General features: G+C 55.9%; 10 protein-coding genes and 1 tRNA gene. 5 read left to right on the top strand and 6 right to left on the bottom strand.

The annotated features are described in order from the left end of the window. The first annotated feature begins 148 nt into the window (after positions 1–148). From IGS51_RS09960 to IGS51_RS09950, 3 genes are all read left to right on the top strand, one after another. On the top strand, positions 149–7231 hold the full coding sequence (locus IGS51_RS09960) for a PAS domain S-box protein (protein ID WP_297078261.1): 7083 nt from the start codon (positions 149–151) through the stop codon (positions 7229–7231). Positions 7232–7560: 329 nt separating this feature from the next. Continuing rightward, on the top strand, positions 7561–9195 hold the full coding sequence (locus IGS51_RS09955; protein ID WP_297078260.1) for a bifunctional pantoate--beta-alanine ligase/(d)CMP kinase: 1635 nt from the start codon (positions 7561–7563) through the stop codon (positions 9193–9195). A 51-nt stretch (positions 9196–9246) separates the two neighbouring features. Further along, positions 9247–9915, top strand: a complete 669-nt coding sequence (locus IGS51_RS09950) for a type I restriction endonuclease subunit R (protein ID WP_297078259.1) — start codon at positions 9247–9249, stop codon at positions 9913–9915. Between the two features lie 228 nt (positions 9916–10143). On the opposite strand, the gene IGS51_RS09945 is transcribed toward IGS51_RS09950, so the two are convergent. From IGS51_RS09945 to IGS51_RS09920, 6 genes are all read right to left on the bottom strand, one after another. Next, positions 10144–10359: a hypothetical protein gene (locus IGS51_RS09945; RefSeq protein ID WP_297084920.1), complete on the bottom strand. Its 216-nt coding sequence runs from the start codon at positions 10357–10359 to the stop codon at positions 10144–10146. 204 nt (positions 10360–10563) lie between these two features. Continuing rightward, complete coding sequence (locus IGS51_RS09940) at positions 10564–11316, bottom strand: GerMN domain-containing protein (protein ID WP_297078257.1); 753 nt, start codon at positions 11314–11316, stop codon at positions 10564–10566. Between the two features lie 434 nt (positions 11317–11750). Further along, positions 11751–12404, bottom strand: a complete 654-nt coding sequence (locus tag IGS51_RS09935) for a Uma2 family endonuclease (RefSeq protein WP_297078256.1) — start codon at positions 12402–12404, stop codon at positions 11751–11753. A 30-nt stretch (positions 12405–12434) separates the two neighbouring features. Further along, on the bottom strand, positions 12435–14243 hold the full coding sequence (locus IGS51_RS09930; protein WP_297078255.1) for a proline--tRNA ligase: 1809 nt from the start codon (positions 14241–14243) through the stop codon (positions 12435–12437). A gap of 90 nt (positions 14244–14333) precedes the next feature. Beyond that, positions 14334–14468: a hypothetical protein gene (locus tag IGS51_RS09925; RefSeq protein ID WP_297078254.1), complete on the bottom strand. Its 135-nt coding sequence runs from the start codon at positions 14466–14468 to the stop codon at positions 14334–14336. 13 nt (positions 14469–14481) lie between these two features. Beyond that, complete coding sequence (locus IGS51_RS09920) at positions 14482–18102, bottom strand: EAL domain-containing protein (protein ID WP_297078253.1); 3621 nt, start codon at positions 18100–18102, stop codon at positions 14482–14484. 266 nt (positions 18103–18368) lie between these two features. Here IGS51_RS09920 and IGS51_RS09915 point away from each other — a divergent pair, with 266 nt between their 5' ends. After that, complete coding sequence (locus tag IGS51_RS09915; protein ID WP_297078252.1) at positions 18369–18707, top strand: hypothetical protein; 339 nt, start codon at positions 18369–18371, stop codon at positions 18705–18707. Between the two features lie 261 nt (positions 18708–18968). After that, positions 18969–19039 (top strand) — tRNA-Gly (locus IGS51_RS09910). The last annotated feature ends 52 nt before the right edge of the window (positions 19040–19091 follow it).

Genomic DNA, 19091 nt, shown 5'->3' with positions numbered 1-19091 from the left:
CAATATCTTTTAATTCTTAAGGATTTCATTTTGCTAAGAGCGAAATGAAGATTTGCGTAGATTTGTCGGGTATTCTGGAACACTAGAAGCAAAAAAACTATTTCTTAATAAATTCCTGTTGCCCTCGCTGCTAAACGCTCCACAGTTCATGTTTATGCATCTTTTCAAAAATCGCGCTTCGGATCAGCAAGCGGCAACGCAGGCTTGCTGTGACTCAGTATTCCGCGAGGTTTTTCAGGCAACTCCGGCGGCAAGTCTGCTGCTGTCTTTTCCCGAAGGGCGGATTCTAGAAATCAACGAGGCGTTTTGTGAGCTGGTGGGATGGAGCGCCAGCGAGATGGCGGGGCGGCCGATTGCTGAGACGGGCATCTGGGCAGAGGAGGGCAGCTACGCACGGCTTGTTCAGCAGATTCAGACAGAGGAGACGGTGAGCGCGATCGCCGATGTTTTTTGCACCCGCACTGGCAGTCGCCGGCCGGTGCTGCTGTCGGCCCGCGCTGTGTCGTTTGGCGACGAGCCGAGCCTCTGGATTACGGCGATCGCCCAGCCCACTGAACCTGTCGAATCTTCTCAGCCCGCACCTCCGCAACTTGCCAGCCAGATTCTCGATCAGGCGGCGGCATCAATCGGGCAGATTCGCCTGTATCCCGATCGCCATTGGCAGTATGACTATTGCTCCGCAGGCTGCGAACGGGTGTTTGGCTTCACAAATGCAGAATTGATTGGCGGTGCATGGCTGGAGCGGGTGCTGCCGGAAGATCGAGAAACGGTGCTTTCTCAAGAAGTAGACGCGATTTTGGCTGGGCGATCGCACCGCATGGAGTACCGCTTTTTGCACAAAGATGGCAGTTTACGCTGGATGGCAAGCCACCTGTCGCCCCGCTGGGATGCCGCAGAAAACTGCTGGCGGGTAACGTTTGTGGATACAGACATTACCGAGCAAAAGCGCCTAGAAGCGGAACTGCGAAACACCGCAACAGCTTTGCGCCAGAGTGAAGAAAGATTTCACCAAATTGCCAACAGCATCAAGCAGTTTATTCTAATCCGCGATGCCCAGTCGGGGCAGTGTTTGTATGCCAGTCCGGGCTATGAAGCGATCTGGGGCCGCAGTTGCGAAAGCCTGTATCAAGACCGCGACTCTTGGATGGAGGCGGTGCATCCAGAGGATCGTCTAGAGGTAGAAGAAGTCGTAGAGCGCCAGTTTCAGGGCGATCGCATCCATCACGAATACCGAATCTTCCGACCCGACGGCACGCTCCGCTGGGTGCAGGCCGAAGTTTTTCCCGTCCTAGACGAAACGGGCGCATTTACTCGCTGTGCAGGCATTATCGAAGACATTACCGAGCGCAAACAGCTAGAAGCCGAGCGGCGGGCCGCTGAGGAATCGCTGCGCCAGAGCGAAGAGAGATTCCAGCAAATCGCCAACCATGTCAACCAGCTTTTTCTGGTGTGCGATGCCAAAACGGGTGAATACCTTTACGTTAGCCCGGCCTACGAGCGAATCTGGGGCCGCAGTTGCGAAAGCTTGTACCGCAATCCCCAGTCTTGGCTAGAGGCAGTGCATCCGGGCGATCGCCCCACGGTTCTTGCGTCTATTGCCAACCAACATCAGGGTGAAGCCGCGCATCGGGAATATCGCATCGTTCGCCCCGATGGAAGCATTCGCTGGGTGCGGGCAGATGTCTTCCCTGTTCGGGATGAGGCAGGCAGCATCATTCGCTTCGTGGGCTTTGCAGAAGATTTCACCGAGCGCAAACGGGCCGAACTGGCCCGCGACCTGGCCGAAGCCGCCCTGCGAGACTCAGAGAAGCGCTATGCGTCCTTTTTCCGCTGTAGCCCAGCGGCGATCGTCGTCTCCTGCCTGCCGACGGGGCAGTATATCGAGGTCAATCCCGCCTTCGAGCAATACACAGGCTATACCCGTGATGAAGTCATCGGACGCACTGCCGCCGAACTTGACCTGTGGGTAAATCTGCCCCAACGAGAACAACTGCTGCAACAGGTGCAAACCCAGGGCGGCGCGGCGGACATTGAGTTTCAACTGCGCCGCAAAGATGGCGAGATTCGCACGGTCTTGATGACAGCGGAGCGCTATGAAATCGACGGCTACGAGTATCTGATGACGGTTGGTGTGGATATTACTGACCGCAAGCAAGCCGAAGCCGCGCTGCAAGCCAGCGAGCAACACCGACGACAGGCGCTAGAGCTAAGCCAGACGGGCAGTTGGGCATTTGACGTGGCCACGGGCGAGGCAGTCTGGAGCGAGAGCCACTTCCGCCTGATGGGGCTGCGGCCGGGAGAGTATCCCAGCAACTACTATACCTGGCGCGATCGCGTCCATCCAGAAGACCTGGAGTGGGTAGAGCAGGCATTCCAGCAGGCGCTCGAACAGCACACGCTGCTAGAAGTCGAGTATCGCGTGGTGCATCCCGACGGCACCGAGCACTGGGTGCTGACCAAGGGCCAGGGGATTTATGACGAGAGCGGACAGCCCCTCCGCATGACGGGCGTAATGATAGACATCAGCGATCGCAAATATGCCGAAGCCGCCCGCCAGCAGACCGAACGCGCCCTAGAAGCGAGCGAAGCCCGCTATCGAAAGCTGGTAGACAATGTGCCCAATACCGTGGTGTGCCTGCTGGATCGCAACCTAAGGATTACCTTTGCCAGCGGGCAAGTACTCCAAGACATTGGGTTTACAGCAGATTTTTGGGTTGACAAGCATGTCTTTGAGGCGGCACCCCGCGAAACCTATCCTCAGCTAGCACTGCTGCTCCAACGGACGCTAGCGGGCGATTCTGGTCAAATCGAGATGGCCTATGCGGAGCAAGAGTGGCTGGTAAGCGCTGCACCGCTCTTTGACATCTATGATCAGGTCGAAGAGATCCTCGTCGTTAGCCACAATATTTCCGAACTCAAAGCCCTGGAAAGCGAACTCGAACGCCAGCGCGATTTTCAGGAGCTATTGTTTAATGAATCTAACGACGCGCTGTTTCTGGTCGATCTGGAAACCCTGCACACGGTCGATTGCAACCAGCGGGCGGTTGAACTGTTTGAGGCGGACTGCAAAGCAGACCTAATCGGGTTTACAGGAAATCTCCTGCAAAAGCGGCCCTTTACGCCAGAAGAGGTGGAGGCGATCGCCCAGCAAATTGCTCATCAAGGCTCCTGGAACATGGAGGTGGAGTATGTCACGCGCAAAGGGCGAGAGTTTTGGGGCGACCTGTCGGCCAAGTTCATTACCTTTGACGACCAGCAGTTTAACCTGGTGCGGGTAGTCGATATCAGCGATCGCAAAGCGGCAGAACTTGCCCTCCAGCAGAAGGTGCAGCGGGAACATGCACTTAACCGGGTGATTCAGGCAATTCGCCAATCGCTAGACCTGGATGTGATCTTTAGCACTGCAACCCAGGAAATTACACAACTGCTGGGCGCAGATCAGACCAACGTTATACAGCTTTTCTCCGAGCGCGGCTATTGGCAGATTGTAGCGAGCTACCGCGCCCACCCCGATTTGCCGGATGTGAAGGGGCTGCAAATTCCGGATGCCGACAATCCCATCGCGGCCCGGCTTCGGCACATGGAAATTATCAAAATTGATGATGCCAGCCTGCTTGAAGATGACGTAAATCGCCAACTTGCAGAGCTTTTTCCAGGCTCTTGGCTGATTGCCCCAATGGCAATAGACGGCCGGGTTTGGGGCTGCCTCGCCGTAACCAAGAATCCAAAGACTATTTGGACTGAGGAGCAATGTAGCTTAATTCAGGCGCTGGTGGATCAACTGGCGATCGCCATTCAGCAGTCCGCCCTCTACCAGCGGTTGCAAGAATCAGAGGCCAGCCTGAAGGACGTGCTAAACAATGCGATCGCCGCCGTGTGCAGCTTCCGCGTCTTTGGCAATCACGACTGGGTGTATGACTACTATTCCGCAGGGAGCCGAGCCGTCTATGGCTATGAACCCGAAGAACTCATGGCCGACAAGCATCTGTGGATGTCGCGAGTCCACCCTGATGACCTAAAAACCGTCATCCTGCCGCTCTACGACGTGATTTTTCAGGAGGGCACCTGCACCTACGAATATCGGTTCTACTGCAAAGACGGATCGCTGCGCTGGCACCTGGCCACGCTCACGGCCCGCCGAGATGCGATCGCCGACAGTTGGATTGCGACCGTGATTACTGTCGATATTACTGGGCGCAAACAGGCCGAAGAAGAATTGGTCGCCAGCCAGAAGCTATATAAATCTCTGACCGATGTACTGCCGCTGTATCTCTATCGCAAAGATCGGCACGATCGCATTACGTTCGCCAACCCCGCCTATCTTAATTTCTTGGGCATGACCCTTGAGGAGTGCCTGGGCAAAACCACCCCTGATATCTTGCCGCCAGATTTGGTCGCGCAGTGCCTCACGGCAGATGCACGAGTCCTGCAAACCGGAGAACCTGTCAGCCGTGTTGAAATGTCGGAAGCCACGGGCGATCGCCAATACTTCCAAAGCATGAAAAGCCCGGTGTTTGACGCTGACGGGCAAATCGTAGAAATTCAAGGACTCTGCTGGGAGATCACCGACCGCATCAAAACTGAGAAATCTCTGGAAATGCACAGCCTGATCGTGCAGAACATGGCCGAAGGCGTGTGCCTGGTGCGGGCGAGCGACGGCATCATCGTCTACGCCAACCCCAAATTCGAGGCCATGTTTGGCTACGAAAGTGGCGGACTCAACGGCAAACACGCCTCCGCCGTGAACTACGAAGACGACACACTGGATGCCCAGGAAGTCCATCGCAACATCACCTATCACCTTGATACCTACGGCGAATATACCTACACCATCTGCAACCGCAAAAAAGACGGCACACCCTTTTGGTGCCGAGCTACTACCGTTCGGTTCGACCATCCCGACTATGGCATGGTCTATGTCGCCGTCCACGAAGACATCACCGAGCGGCGGCAGGCAGAATTGGCACTTCAGGAAATGAGCGCCGCCATGAGCAACGCCATCGAGGGCATTGCGCGGCTCGACCCACAGGGACGCTATCTGTCTGTTAACCGAGCCTACGCTCGGATCATGGGCTATGAGCCAGCAGACATGATCGGGATGAACTGGCGGCAAACCGTTCACCCCGAAGAACTGGCGACGGCGATCGCAGGCTATGAGTCTATGCTGCAACACGGCAAGGCCGAGCTAGAACTGCGGGGTCTCCGCAAGGATGGCTCTATCTTCTACAAGCAGGCCATTATGGTGGCTGCCTACAACCAGGAAGGGCAGTTCACCGGCCATCACTGTTTTATGAGAGATATCAGCGATCGCAAGCAGGCAGAAGCCGCCCTCGCCAGAGAATTAGCCCGCAGCAAAGCCCTGTTTGAGGCATCCGTAGACGGCATCGTGGTGATGTCCCAGGGGCGAGTGATAGAAGCCAATCCCAGCTTTGCCCGGATGCTGGGCTATTCGCTAGAGGAAGTCCAATCCCTGACAGTCGCCGATTGGGAAGCGCAGTGGACCGCAGAGGAACTGGTGCAAATCAAGGCCGAGTTTAAAGACCGGAGCCATCGGTTTGAAACGCGCCATCGCCGCAAAGATGGCTCGATCTACGAAGTTGAAATTAGCGCCAATCCGGTCAATTGGGATGGGCAAACAGTGCAGCTTTGTATTTGTCGGGATGTGAGCGATCGCAAACGCACCGAGCTAGAGCTAAAGCAGGCCAAAGAAACCGCTGAGGCCGCCAATTCTGCCAAGAGTACATTCCTGGCCAACATGAGCCACGAACTCCGAACCCCGCTCAACGCCATCCTTGGATTTAGCCAGCTTCTAGCCTACGATCCCCTGCTCAACGACAGCCAGCGAGAGCAGTTAGAAATTATTAACCACAGCGGCGAACATTTGCTGAGTTTGATCAACGACATTTTAGAAGTCTCGAAGATCGAAGCCGGTCGAATTAAGCTCAGCACTAGTAGCTTTGACTTGTATCAACTGCTGGATGGACTGATGCAACTGCTGCGCTTCAAGGCATCCGAGAAAAGTATTTCACTGGTGCTAGATCGCGCCCCAAACCTGCCGCAGTATATCGTGACGGATGAAGGCAAGCTGCGGCAAATCTTACTCAACTTACTCAGCAATGCCATCAAGTTCACCAAGGCGGGTAGCGTGACTTTGCGGGCTTTGGTTGCCGAAGCACCTGACCACTTGCCCAATGACTCTTCGCAGCCGGACACCCCCCAAACCCAGCGACTCCAGTTTGAAGTCATCGACACGGGCTGTGGCATTGCGGCGGAGGAAATTGAAGACTTGTTTAATGCCTTTGTCCAGGCGAAGCATAGTCAACAAGCCAGTGAGGGCACAGGGTTGGGGCTGACGATTAGCCGTCACTTTGTAAACTTGATGGGTGGCGACATCCGCGTTCAAAGCGTCTTGGGGCAGGGCAGCACTTTCGCCTTTGAAATTCAGGTGCAGGTGAAAGACGCTGCGGCTGTGTTGCTGCCTGTCGAAACTCGCCGCGTGCTGACCCTAGCGCAAGATCAGGGCCCCTGCCGGATTCTGATTGTCGAAGACCAATGGCAGAATCGGCAGTTTTTGGTGGAGATGCTTGCGTCTATTGGGTTTGAGCTAAAGGAAGCAACGAATGGTTATGAGGCGATCGCCTGCTGGTCTACCTGGCAACCCGATCTAATCCTGATGGATTTGCGAATGCCAGGAATGAATGGGTTCGACGCGGTTCGACAAATCCGCCAGGATGAACAGACACTCAGATCTCAAATTCAAACGCAAAGCAACACAGATTATCCCCCAATTAAGACCGCTAAAATTATTGCGCTGACGGCGGATGCGTTTGAAGAAACCAAGGTCACAGCGCTGGCGGCTGGTTGCGATGATTTTATTCGCAAGCCTGTTCAAGAGAGCCTGCTGCTGACCAAGATTGCTGAACATTTGGGCGTTCAATATATCTGTGAAATGGCTGAAACGGGGCAACCGGAAGCGAATGAATCTGCGGAAAATTTAGACGAAAATTTAGACAACGATCTATCGTTCATGCCTGTGGAATGGATCGCTGAACTGCATCAGGCAGCAACAGAAGGATTTGACGATCGCGTTTTGCAACTGGTGCGGCAAATTCCGCCAGATTATTCCCGCTTGGCTAGCGCTTTAACCCACTGGGCAACAAACTTCCAGTTCGAGTCTATTACTCAACTGACGCAGCCGCTCATCGAATACGAGGCAGACTCAGCACCCTAGAGCCAGAGATTCAACCACCCAAGGGCTGTGATTGGCGTGCTGTGACTTGAAAACAGCGCCGATGCAGAATTTTTCGCAGGCTGTATTCGCGAGAAATCGTTCGATCGGGGCTGGATCGAGGCGCGACTTGGCAGCCTCCAGATTTGCCCATCGGGAAACTCTGATTAGAATCTTGAGTGTGGGGATCGGGCGCGATCGCCCCAAAAACTCCCAAACACTTATCCCAAACACTTATTAGGCACGGATTAAATTTTGCGGAACATTCCCCATGAATAGGACAGAATCATCGAAACCAGACATGCTATGCAAGAGCCTTGCAGGGGGACGGAGTGCGGCTGTTTAAGACCATTGCAGGACTGCGCTCCTATCTTGCGTCGTGTCGTCAAGGGGCAGACGGTGCCGCAACCACGCAGGCCGGGCGATCGCTCGGTCTAGTGCCCACGATGGGCGCACTGCACGATGGACACCTCAGCCTGATTCGCCGCGCCCGCCAGGAAAACGCCGTGGTTGCTGTCAGCATTTTCGTCAACCCGCTGCAATTTGGCCCACAAGAAGATTTTCACAAGTATCCCAAAACGCTGGAGCAAGACAGCCAGTTCTGCGAAACAGCAGGGGTAGATGTAATTTTTGCCCCCAGCGCTGAGGAACTGTATGGCGGACGCAGCGGCTCCAGAAAGGATATACTGACGCAGGTGATTCCGCCGCAGGCGATGATGGCGGTGCTGTGTGGGCCGCATCGGCCGGGGCACTTTGAAGGCGTGGCGACGGTGGTGGCAAAATTGCTCAACATCGTGCAGCCCGATCGCGCCTATTTTGGGCAAAAAGACGCTCAGCAGCTTGCCATTTTGCGGCGGGTTGTGGCGGATTTGAACCTACACGTTGAGCTGGTTGCTTGTCCTACGGTGCGCGAAGCTAGCGGGTTGGCCATGAGTTCGCGCAATCAATACCTTTCGCCAGAGGAGCGATCGCACGCTGCCGCACTCTATCGCAGCCTGCATCGGGCTGAGCAAGCGTTTCACCAGGGCATTCGCAATAGTCAGGAGCTAATTTCAATTGTGAAGGAAGAGTTATCAACCGTCGCGGCGGTGCGGCCGCAGTATGTGGAACTGGTGCATCCAGAAACGATGGTGCCGCTGGACGAAGTGGAGGAGCGCGGGCTAGTGGCGATCGCTGCTCATTTGGGCAGCACGCGCCTGATCGACAACATCGTGCTGAGCGCCCGCAAGCCGATTATTGCCATCGACGGCCCCGCCGGTGCCGGGAAGTCTACCGTCGCCCGCCGCGTCGCGGCCGAACTGGGTCTGCTGTATCTCGACACGGGAGCCATGTATCGGGCGGTAACTTGGCTGGTGCAGCAGTCAGGCGTGGAGATTTCGGACGAAGCGGCGATCGCCGAACTGGTGAGCCAGAGCGAGATTGAGCTAGTCCAGGGGGACGTTGATGCTGGAGGAACAGCGCCTCATGCCCTTATGCCTTCACGCCTTCACCCCAGCACGCCCGCTCCGCTGACGGTTTTGATCAACGGGCAGGATGTGACCCGCGAGATTCGCACACCCCAGGTCACGGCGCAGGTGTCGGCGATCGCCGCCCAGGGCGAAGTCCGCAGAGCGCTGGTGAAACAGCAGAAAGAATACGGCCGGCGCGGCGGCGTAGTGATGGACGGGCGCGACATTGGCACGCAGGTCTTTCCCGATGCCGAACTCAAGATTTTTCTGACGGCTTCGGTGCAGGAGCGGGCCCGCCGTCGCCAGCTTGATCTAAAGGAGCAGGGTCAGCCAGAGGTGTCTTTGGAAACCCTAGAACAAGCCATCTTTGAACGCGACCAAAAGGACAGCAGCCGCAAGATTTCGCCGCTCCGCAAAGCCGACGATGCCATCGAACTGGTGACGGATGACCTGACGATTGAGGCGGTCGTGGAAAAGATTATCTGCCTATACCGCGATCGCCTGTCGTCCGGCTTGTAAGCCTAAGTGGACTTGCGTAGACCCTCAGCAGAGCAGCAGTAAACTGAGAGCATGACGCAACCCACTGCCATCACAACAGCCATCACCAACCTGAAGGAAGCTCAGGAGCGCTTTAATCTGCAACTGGCTGAGAGTGCAGATTTCTTCATCGAGTGGTTCACGGAGTTGCCAGGGCTGACCCATGCGGAAACAGCGGCTCTAGACCGCTTGAAGCAGCGCTATCAATACTACGCGGCCGATGGTTCAATCACCGAAGGAACAGTCGATGTCATTCTAGTGTCACCGCTGCTGGAATTGCTGGGTCTGTGCGATCCGCCCTACAAAATCCGGGCAGAAAAATATGTGCAGATCGAAATTGAAGATGGCGATCGGCGGCTTCAGGGGCTAATTGATGTGTTGGTGGTTCAAGACCAGCTTTGGCTAGTGCTGATTGAAAGCAAGCGGTTTGGATTTAGCGTCTTGCAGGCACTCCCGCAGACTCTTGCTTACCTATCGGCGGCTCCTCAAAGCGATCGCCCCGTCTATGGGCTAATCACCACAGGCGAAGACTATCTGTTTGTCAAGCTAGATGGGCGATCGCGCCAGTATGACTTGTCAGACAAGTTCACCCTAACGACTCGACGAGACAATCAGCTTTACACCGTTGCTCAGGTGATCAAACGCCTCATGCACGCAAGCGGCTCGCCCGAAACCGAGTCTAACAGCTACTCAAAGGGCTAATTAACTCGAAGGGCTAATTAAAAGTTAATCAAAACGCAATATGCAACTTTACCGATCTCCCTCACTCTGGATGCCTCTCCCAGAGCGAGAGAGGGACTTCAAGCCTCTCTTGCTCCCCTTCTCCTGATCTGGGAGAAGGGGTTGGGGGATGAGGGCAAACTGAACGTTGCACATCGCGTTAATCCATCGCGTTAATCAAAGGCTAATCAGGCTAATCATAATCAAAGGCTAATCAATCGAGATGGACTGCGGCCCGCTGCCATTGCTGCTGCTGGGCGGCGCATCGCTAGCGGAAACACCGCTGCCTGCTTGCTGATCTAGCCAGCTTTTCACGGGGTCGTCGTTGAGATTTAGCCGGAATAATCCTGAGAAAAAGCCCCCCAAAAAGGCGACCGGGTGGCTGGTGATTTCTCGAACGACAGGCGTTAGCTCATCCAAAAACATGGGTTTCTCCACTGCGGATTCTAGTCTAGGCAGAATTTTAGCCTGAGTCAGCAATCTGATGGCGATCGCCCTCGGCAAATCCGGGGCAGATCCCCGCCTGCCTCCCGATCCTAGCGCGAATTTCTGGACCTCGCAGCGGCCAGACTGGCTCCCAGTAGCGCCCTTCCCCTGCTCATCAGGCCATCCCAGTTCTACAGCAAGGTTCTACAGCGAGAAATCTTCGGCAATGTCCGCCCGCGAGGTGGGCTGGTTGACCAGAATTCCCTCGCCGCCCAGCACCTCCAGCGGTTTGCCTTCGATGGTGATCCACACCTTTGCGTTGGGGTCTAGGGTGGTTGCGGTGTAAACCACCTGCGCCAGCCGTCCAGTCATGGAGGTGCTGCCGCCGCCCTGGGTAAAGCTGTTGGATAAATCGACATGCACGCCATCGTCTTCTACCTCGACGCTGCGGAGGGTGGTGTCGCGGGGAATTGTAGATCCTACTGTGTTGTCGCTGGGGCCGAGCAGCAGCGCCTCGAAGGTGGCTTTGAGGATTTCTTCAGGGCGATCGCCCGACTCAACAGACACCGAAGCCGGAACCAGCGTCGTCTTTTGACCGTCGTCCTTCAGCCAGTAAACCTGCACCGTCCGCTGTTGCACCACAGCGATCGGCTCACCCGTCGGCTCTGCGTTGGAGGGCGCATCCACTGCGGGTTCCTGCGCGATGGGTGGATTTTCGATGGGAGCTGCTAGGGGCGAGGGCGACACGGCGACGGTTGGCTCCGGCTGGGGCGCTCTGGAGGTGACCGTTTGCCAAGTGAACCAGGCCGTGGCGCTGCCCGCCGCCAGCACAACGCCTGCCAGCGCAGCAACTACGCCCACAGGCAACCGAGATGAGGAGGGAGACGATTCCGCCAGACCGGGCTGTTCGGTCGTGTCGGACGGCAGGGGCTGATCTTGAAACGAGTGATTATCCATAGAAGCGTCCCCACGCTACAGGGGTAAGGGGTTGGGTTTGAAAAAAGTTTGGAAAACCAGTGGAGGGGAATGTCAATCTTCCTCAGAGGCGCTGCGAATAGAGTGGCTGAACGCCCCGCAAAGGCTGATTGGGCAACCCGAAAGCGCAAATCCAAAATCGAGAATCGACATCAGTCCAAGGGCGGGGCGATCGCCTCATCTGCTGCGATCGCGGGCTTGATGCAAATACCCAGTCTAATAACGCAACGCAATTCTGGCCTAAGTTTTCAGACGGACAGACTGGATTTTTGTTCCGCTGCTGGCAGATTGGAGCAGCCTGGAATAGTTCCAGCACAACACCCCATCTCTTTTATTCTAGAAATCTTGTTCTGATCCGGGATGATTCGCTGAAAACTGCGCCGTGCTGCGATTCCGTCGGCGTGCTTCTGCGCGAATCAGGCTTCGCGGGGGCGCTGAAATTGGGCCATCAACTGCGCCACCACCTGGCTATTCTCCGCCTGCTTGGACTGCTCCAGCGCGGCTTGCAGTACCGACAGTTCCAGCCCTGGCAAAACCTGGGAAACCAGGATGCGGCGGCTGCCCTGGTTGGCAATTTGAAAGGCAATAATCTGGCTCTGGGACACATCCACGACCCAATATTCCGCCACCTCCAGTTCTTCATACAGCAGTCGCTTGGTGCCCAGGTCTTCTGCCAGCGAGGAGTCGGCAATTTCGATCGCCAGATCCGGGGGAGGAACCTCGTCCAGGTTGGCGATCGCCCGTCCCTGGGGCGCTAGCGCAGCGCGGCTACCGACGTAATAGGAAATATCTGGCTGCGCTTCTCGCACGCCTGCCTTTCGATAGCTACAGTTTGTTAACCCCACAATCGGAATGCCGTTTAGCCCACAATACAAACCGATAACGAGAATCAGCAGTGTATTTTCTCTAGCGTGATCTGGCCCAACTCCCACGGTTTCGATCCTCATTTGCTGGTTGAAATAGTAGCCCTTTGCCTTGGCGTAGGTGGGATCATCCGTCAGACGCACAAACTCCTCCCAGGAGGCTGGAACCCAGGCGTTGGTGACTTGAGCGGGTGTGAGTTGAACCATTGACATTTCTAGGAATGAAAGGACAGAGAGCTAGGGAGCGATCGCCTCCTGTATCCACTGTTTGAGCGTGGGCACGACCTGATCCAGCGCGATTTCCTGCGATTCCTTGGTGGCGCGTTGCACGACTTCGACCTTGCCCTGCTGGAGCGATCGCCCCGTCACCACGCGGAAGGGAATGCCCACCAGTTCAGAGTCTTTGAACTTCACGCCGGCCCGCTCATCGCGGTCGTCTAGCAGGGTTTCCACGCCAGCGGCGTTGAGGTCGGCGTAGAGTTTTTCGGCGGCCTCGACCTGGGCAGCATCGGTGATGTTGGGGATGACGACGATGGCGTGATAAGGGGCGATCGCCACGGGCCAGATAATGCCGTCTTTGTCGTGGTTTTGCTCCACGGCGGCCTGCGCCAGTCGAGACACGCCCACGCCATAGCAGCCCATCACCAGCGGCAGTTCTTCGCCCGTTTCGCTGGTGTAGGTCGCGCCCATTGCTTTGGAATATTTCGTGCCCAACTGGAAAATGTGCCCCACCTCGATGCCACGGGCGGTTTGCAGGATTTGGCTGGGGTCATGCATTGCGCGATCGCCCGGCCGGGCCTTGCGAATGTCCACTACGTCCGCAGGCAGCGGATACTGCTTGCCCCAGTTTGCGCCGACGACGTGATAGCCAGACTCGTTCGACCCGGTGACGAAGTTCTGCAAGTCCACGGCCGTTTTGTCCACCAGCCGCAGAAATTTGGGATGCAGCTTTTCCTGCTTGCCGATGTAGCTGTCTTCCAGCCCAGGGGAAATGTAGCCCAGCGGCAGGGGTTTGGCGGCCCACTTCGCCTGCGCCTCCGCATCGGGCACGGTCAGCGCCAGCAGCGTTTTGCCCCCAAAGCGATCGCCCAGCTTGACCAGCTCATTCGCCAGCTTTACCTCGTTTACGTCTTGGTCGCCGCGAATGCTGGCCAGCACTAGCACCGTCACGCCGTTGTCGTAAAAGGCCTGATACAGCACGTTTTTGACGATTTGCGTGGGGGAGCATTTGAGAAACTGAGCTAGGGTTTCGATCGTGGGCGTGTTGGGCGTGTCCAGCTTTTCAAATTTCGTAAAGGTGGAGGGTACGGCTTCAGGCGGCAGGGACACAGCTTTCTCAGTATTGGCGGAATACTTGCCGTCTTCGGTGTAGAGAATTTCGTCCTCCCCAGCGTCCGCCAGCACCATGAATTCCTGAGATCCCGATCCGCCGATCGCCCCGGAGTCTGCCTCCACCGGGCGGAACTTCAGCCCCGTGCGGGTGAACATATTGCGATAGGCGCGATCCATGTCGGCGTAGGTCTGCTTCAGGCTTTCTTCACTCGTATGGAAGGAATAGCCGTCCTTCATGATGAACTCGCGTCCACGCATCAGCCCAAAGCGGGGACGAATCTCGTCGCGGAATTTCGTCTGAATCTGATACAGATGCAGCGGGAGTTGGCGGTAGGAGCGGATCATGTCGCGGGCGATCGCCGTAATCACTTCTTCATGGGTCGGGCCCAGCGCCACCTCGCGATTTTGCCGATCTGTCAGGGTGAACATGATGCCTTCCGCCTGGGTATAGGTGTCCCAGCGACCCGACTCTTTCCACAGTTCCGACGGCTGCATCGCGGGCAGCAGCACTTCCTGCGCCCCGGTCGCATTCATCTCCTCGCGCACAATCTGCGACACCTTTTGCAGCACTCGCCACATCAGCGGCAGATACGCATAGACCCCGCTGCCGATGCGCCGAATATAGCCCGCCCGCAGCAGCAGCTTGTGGCTGGGAATCTCTGCCTCTGCCGGATCTTCGCGCAGGGTGACAAATAGCATCTGAGACAGGCGCATCGCTGGGTCGTCCTTCCTACTAACGTTTGCGTTGGTTCTCTCAGTCTACCGAACCCACTGCCTCTCGCATCGCTTTACAGATATCGCTTGTTAATAGACATCGCTTGGCTCCATCGGCTGACGAGCGATCGCCCCAGACCTCATTCCCGGCTCAAGCGGCATCCCGGAGTAGTCGTCGGCCTGTGGCTCAGGGGCAATCCCTCCCAGTGCAGACCTAGCGGCCATGCGGACTGTTGCCCTAAGCCTCTCCGGGCTGATTGTCCAGAAGATTCGTCTCTTGAGCAAGGAGCGCTGCGGCTGCCTCTGACGTGAGCGCACGAGAGAAGAGATAGCCTTGTCCTAACTGATAGCCAAGGCGATGGAGTAGCTGAAGCTGAGTGTGCGTTTCAATGCCTTCGGCGATCGCCCCCAACCCAAGCTGTTGGCTCAGGGCTGCGATGGTTTCAACAATCTGATGGTTGCGCGGATCTACTTCAACTTGGCTGACGAAGGATCGGTCTACCTTTAGACTATCGACGGGTAGCCGATGCAGATAGCTAAGGGAAGAATAGCCTGTACCAAAATCATCAATGCTGATGTGAATGCCGCGTGCTTTGATTTGTTCTAGCAGGCGAATCGCGGCCTCGGCATCTTCGACCAGCATACTCTCGGTAATTTCCAACATCAGGCAGGCAGGTTTGAGACCACTCCGTGCCAATGCTCGGTCAATCTCATCGATTAACCCGCCGTCCTTCAAGTCCTGCACCGAGAGATTCACCCCAACTTTCATCTGGCTGCATTGGGGAAAGACCTGTTGCCAGCTTGCCAACTGCCGACAGGCCGTTTGCAGCGCCCACAGATCAATCGCTGTAATTAGCCCGATTTCTTCAGCAGTAGTAATGAAATCGGCGGGAAACTTCAAGCCTTGGGTTGGGTGCTGCCAGCGGATGAGGGACTCGAACCCTACCAGTGCGCCAGTGTTGAGATCGACGGTGGGCTGATAGTGGAGGACAAATTCTTCAGCGGCGATCGCCTGTCGCAGGTCATTTTCTAGATGCAGCCGTCGGAGCGCCTGGGCGTGCATCTGGAGATCAAAAATTTCGTAGCAAGCTTTGCCTTTTTGCTTGGCGCGGTACATGGCAATGTCAGCATCCCGCAGCAAATGCGAAGCCTGGTCATAGGCAGAAGTGCCCAGCACAATGCCCGCACTGGCAGTTGTGTAGATTTCGCGACCTTCCAACAGCAGCGGCGTTTGCAGCGCCAAGAAAAGCTCTGCCGTGGCATCGATCGCTGCTTGAATTTGGGGTATCTCTTCTAGCAAAATAATGAATTCATCCCCTCCGAGCCGCGCCGCCAAGTCTGACGGTTTTAGGGTCGATTGCAGGATTTGGGCGATCGCAACCAGCAGTTGATCCCCCGCTAGATGCCCCAGGCTGTCGTTAATTACCTTAAACCGATCGAGGTCGAGAAAAATCACCGCAAACTGATAGTCCCCAGCGGATTTGGCACGGGCGATCGCCGCTTCTAGCCGTTCCATCAGCAGCTTGCGATTGGGCAACCCCGTCAGCGCATCATGAACCGCCGCATACTCTAGCTGGCGTTGAATCCGCACGCGCTCGGTCACGTCGCGGGAAGTGGTCTGGAGTTGCACAACCGTGCCCGTCCCATCAACGATTGATTTAATCAAGGTTTCAAACCAAACGTAGTGCCCTGCCCGATGGCGCATCCGATAGGTGACGGGCCCAGCCTTGCCGCTGTTGGCAGCGATTTCCAACGCCTGGGCAAGGCGATCGCCCTCCTCAGGATGCACAAACTGCTGCGGTAAACGACCCAACATTTCATCATAGCGATAGCCCAGCAGCCCCTCACAGGACGGGCTGACGTAGCTGTAATGGCCCGACGGCTGATGCAAACAAACAAGGTCGCTGGTGTTTTCAGCCAAAAGTCGATAGCGGGCTTCGCTGTCTCGCAGGGCCAGTTCTGACTGTTGGAGCTGCGCTAGGGCTGTCTGCCGCTCTGTCACGTCTAAAATCAGCGTGTCCCAAATAATGTCCCCGTTGGCATAGCGCGTTGGTCTACCTGCTGCTTCGAGCCACTTTTTGCGTCCAGAGGGGGTCGTGATTCGCCATGCCCAAGACCAAGGTTGCAGCGTCCGTGCCGATTCCATCACCGAAGCCTGCATTGCTGGCAGATCCTCTGGATCAATCATCTGCCACAGCACGGTGGCATCTTCAACAACTGCCTGTGCATCCACCTCCCACAACCTTAGACAGCCCGGACTCATGTAGACCACTGCATCAGACCCGTCAGGACGAAGGAGATATTGAAAGATAGCGCCTGGCACATTGGCTGCCATGTTTTGAAATCTTGCTTCGCTTTCTCGCAGAGCAGCCTCGATGCGGCGGCGTTCTGTTAGTTCTATTTGCGCCTGTTGGTAGAGATTGGCTTGCTGAATGGCAATTTCAAGCTGATGGGCAACGGCTTGGACCAGTTGCAATTGATCTTCGGACCAAAGGAGCGATCGCCCATCAGCCACGATCGTAAAGCTACCCCACAGCTTACCGTCTACCGACAGCGGAATCAGCAGCCACGCCCCCGGCACGATTTGGGCCAGATCTCGATTAATCGTGTCTTCGACAACGGTGGCATCGTTCACCTGCACCACCTGAAACTGCTTCAGCCTGGATGCAAAGGGGTTGCCTGCATCAGAAATTTCTAAACCCAGCGTTGAGGGCTGAGCAGCATCGTGACGATAGGCTGCGACGTGTTTCCAAACACCCTGCTTCGGCAGATACTGCACGACGTAACAGTCCAAATCCTGGAGCAAGCGAGCAGTTTCTGCCGTTGCTGTTGCAAAGATAGTATCGAGGTCGAGGGAGTTGCGAATCGCTTGGAAGACGTGGTTCAGCGCCTGCTCTCGCTGAATTTGCGTCTGTAGTTCTGTAATATCTCTCCCAACAGATTGAATTTCGACTAGCACGCCCTGTTCATCGAAAATGCCAACGTTAACCCACTGGGTCCAGCCAATCTGATGGTTGGGTCGTTGGTCTCGGTTAATGTTTTCAAAGGTTGGATGTGTAGGTGTCAGGGCAGCAATTTTTCGATAGATTGCATCCAAATCTTCGGCGGGAACAAAGCTACTCCAGCGCTGACCAACCACTTCCTCCAGCGGCAGACCCAGCGTTGCACAGAAGGAGTCGTTGGCAAAAGTAATACAGGTGTCTGGGGTAGAGCGTAGAATCAGGTCGGTCTGCGCCTGGATCACCTGGCGATAGCGTTGATCACTTGGTCGGTCACTTTGTTGATCACTGTGTCGATCACTTTGCAGTCGAGTGTTTTCAATGATTTGCTGCTCGATGTTGCGTCGCTTTTGAGGGCTGATATCTTGCAGCGTAGCGATCGCATAGGTGACGTTGCCCTGCGCGTCGAAAATAGGCGTGGCCTGCACTTCTAGAAAAATCGTGCGATCGCCCCAACGAACCTCCAAATCATCTGCCGCAGCCGCCACGCCTCTGAGCGCTTGCGTCGTAGGTAACTGCTCGACCGGGTAGCGAATCTGAGTGCCCGCTCGATAAATCGGAGACGCTTTCAAAGGCGGCACTGGTGAATTTTCCAACTTGTGAGTGTCCTCGTTGGTGTCATTGTCCTGCCTTAGCACTCTGCGACCCGAAGGGTTGATGTAGACTAGCTGCCCTGTTGCGTCGTAGGCAGCGATGCCAATGGGTGCTGCGTCTAGACACTGAAGCAGTCGGCTTTCGCGCTCCAAACAGTTGGCACATTCCTGCTGAAGGGCCGCTATCCACCGTTTAACAGAGGCAGGGGTGCGGTTCCAGTCTGCTGGCGAAACTTGCTCATAATCGGCGGAGGAGTGGTTTTCCATAGGTAAAACACAAACTCAAGAGTTTTCGCCTTCTGCCAGATTCGCTTTGTCTGGAGCCTGTCTGATGAAAAGTGTACCTATCTCTCTTCAAAATTTCAGGGCTGCAAGCCACCTTTCAAGCTTTGAAACAAAAGCCCACTCCATCTCTGGGCTGCTCGTCTACCAGCAAGTGTTCAAACTTCCGGTACACTCACAACAGTGACTCAATGTTGGGTCAACGTTTTTTGTCGAAACTGCTTCATTGCGCTTCTATTTCACCTGTTACTATGCGGATTACTCAAAACCGTTTGCGCCAAGACGGGCTGTATTTTCTGCAAGGCATTGCAGGAACCTGTGTGGTTATGGGAGGGCTGGCGATCGCCCTCACCTCGTTCACGCTGCTGTTGTCTGCGTTTGCGCCGGGTCGCTTTCGGGAGATGATTCGCGACAATTTGCCACCTGATCTGCCCCTGGTGCTGGTGGCGCTGCTGGTGGGGTTGGCGGCATTTTTGACCTTGCTGGTGTGGGCGCGGTTTACCTCGCGGCGGCTGGCGCTGTGGACGGGGAGCGTTTTGGGGGCAATCGCGCTGCTGTCGATGGTGGCGGCGGCGATCGCCAGTCCCTAGCAAAAACCAGCCAGAAACCAGCCAGAAACCTGCCATGCATTCAGCCCTCAAGGGCGATTGCATCGCAGGCAGCGTGGGAGGGCGATCGCCAGAACCGAAGCGACACTCCTAACAGTCCGCTTTCAGAGCAGTCCGCTTTTGGAATTGTGCCTTTAGAATTATGCTAACCTAGTAAAGCTTGAGAATTTCCCAGCGCCTTTGACGAACACCTTTCACGCACACCTGTGACACGGGCTGTTGTGGAAATACTTGCGGGCACTTGCGGGCATAGTTTAGTGGTAAAACTACAGTCTTCCAAACTGTTGATGCGGGTTCGATTCCCGCTGCCCGCTTCGGAAGGATTTGAGCAATCTGGCAGACTGTTTATCAAAACGGTTTGCCAAA

Source organism: Thermoleptolyngbya sp. M55_K2018_002, assembly GCF_015295965.1.
Classification (GTDB): Bacteria; Cyanobacteriota; Cyanobacteriia; order Elainellales; family Elainellaceae; genus Thermoleptolyngbya; species Thermoleptolyngbya sichuanensis.
The sequence above is the reverse complement of the archived record's forward strand: the minus strand, read 5'-3'. Positions and strand labels throughout refer to the sequence as shown.

Bases quoted from the DNA above. Each gene is read 5' to 3' on its own strand.
- IGS51_RS09960 (WP_297078261.1), top strand. From the start codon at position 149: ATGTTTATGCATCTTTTCAAAAATCGCGCTTCGGATCAGCAAGCGGCA.
- IGS51_RS09950 (WP_297078259.1), top strand. From the start codon at position 9,247: ATGACGCAACCCACTGCCATCACAACAGCCATCACCAACCTGAAGGAA.
- IGS51_RS09945 (WP_297084920.1), bottom strand. From the start codon at position 10,359: ATGTTTTTGGATGAGCTAACGCCTGTCGTTCGAGAAATCACCAGCCAC.
- IGS51_RS09940 (WP_297078257.1), bottom strand. From the start codon at position 11,316: ATGGATAATCACTCGTTTCAAGATCAGCCCCTGCCGTCCGACACGACC.
- IGS51_RS09935 (WP_297078256.1), bottom strand. From the start codon at position 12,404: ATGGTTCAACTCACACCCGCTCAAGTCACCAACGCCTGGGTTCCAGCC.
- IGS51_RS09930 (WP_297078255.1), bottom strand. From the start codon at position 14,243: ATGCGCCTGTCTCAGATGCTATTTGTCACCCTGCGCGAAGATCCGGCA.
- IGS51_RS09925 (WP_297078254.1), bottom strand. From the start codon at position 14,468: ATGGCCGCTAGGTCTGCACTGGGAGGGATTGCCCCTGAGCCACAGGCC.
- IGS51_RS09920 (WP_297078253.1), bottom strand. From the start codon at position 18,102: ATGGAAAACCACTCCTCCGCCGATTATGAGCAAGTTTCGCCAGCAGAC.
- IGS51_RS09915 (WP_297078252.1), top strand. From the start codon at position 18,369: ATGCGGATTACTCAAAACCGTTTGCGCCAAGACGGGCTGTATTTTCTG.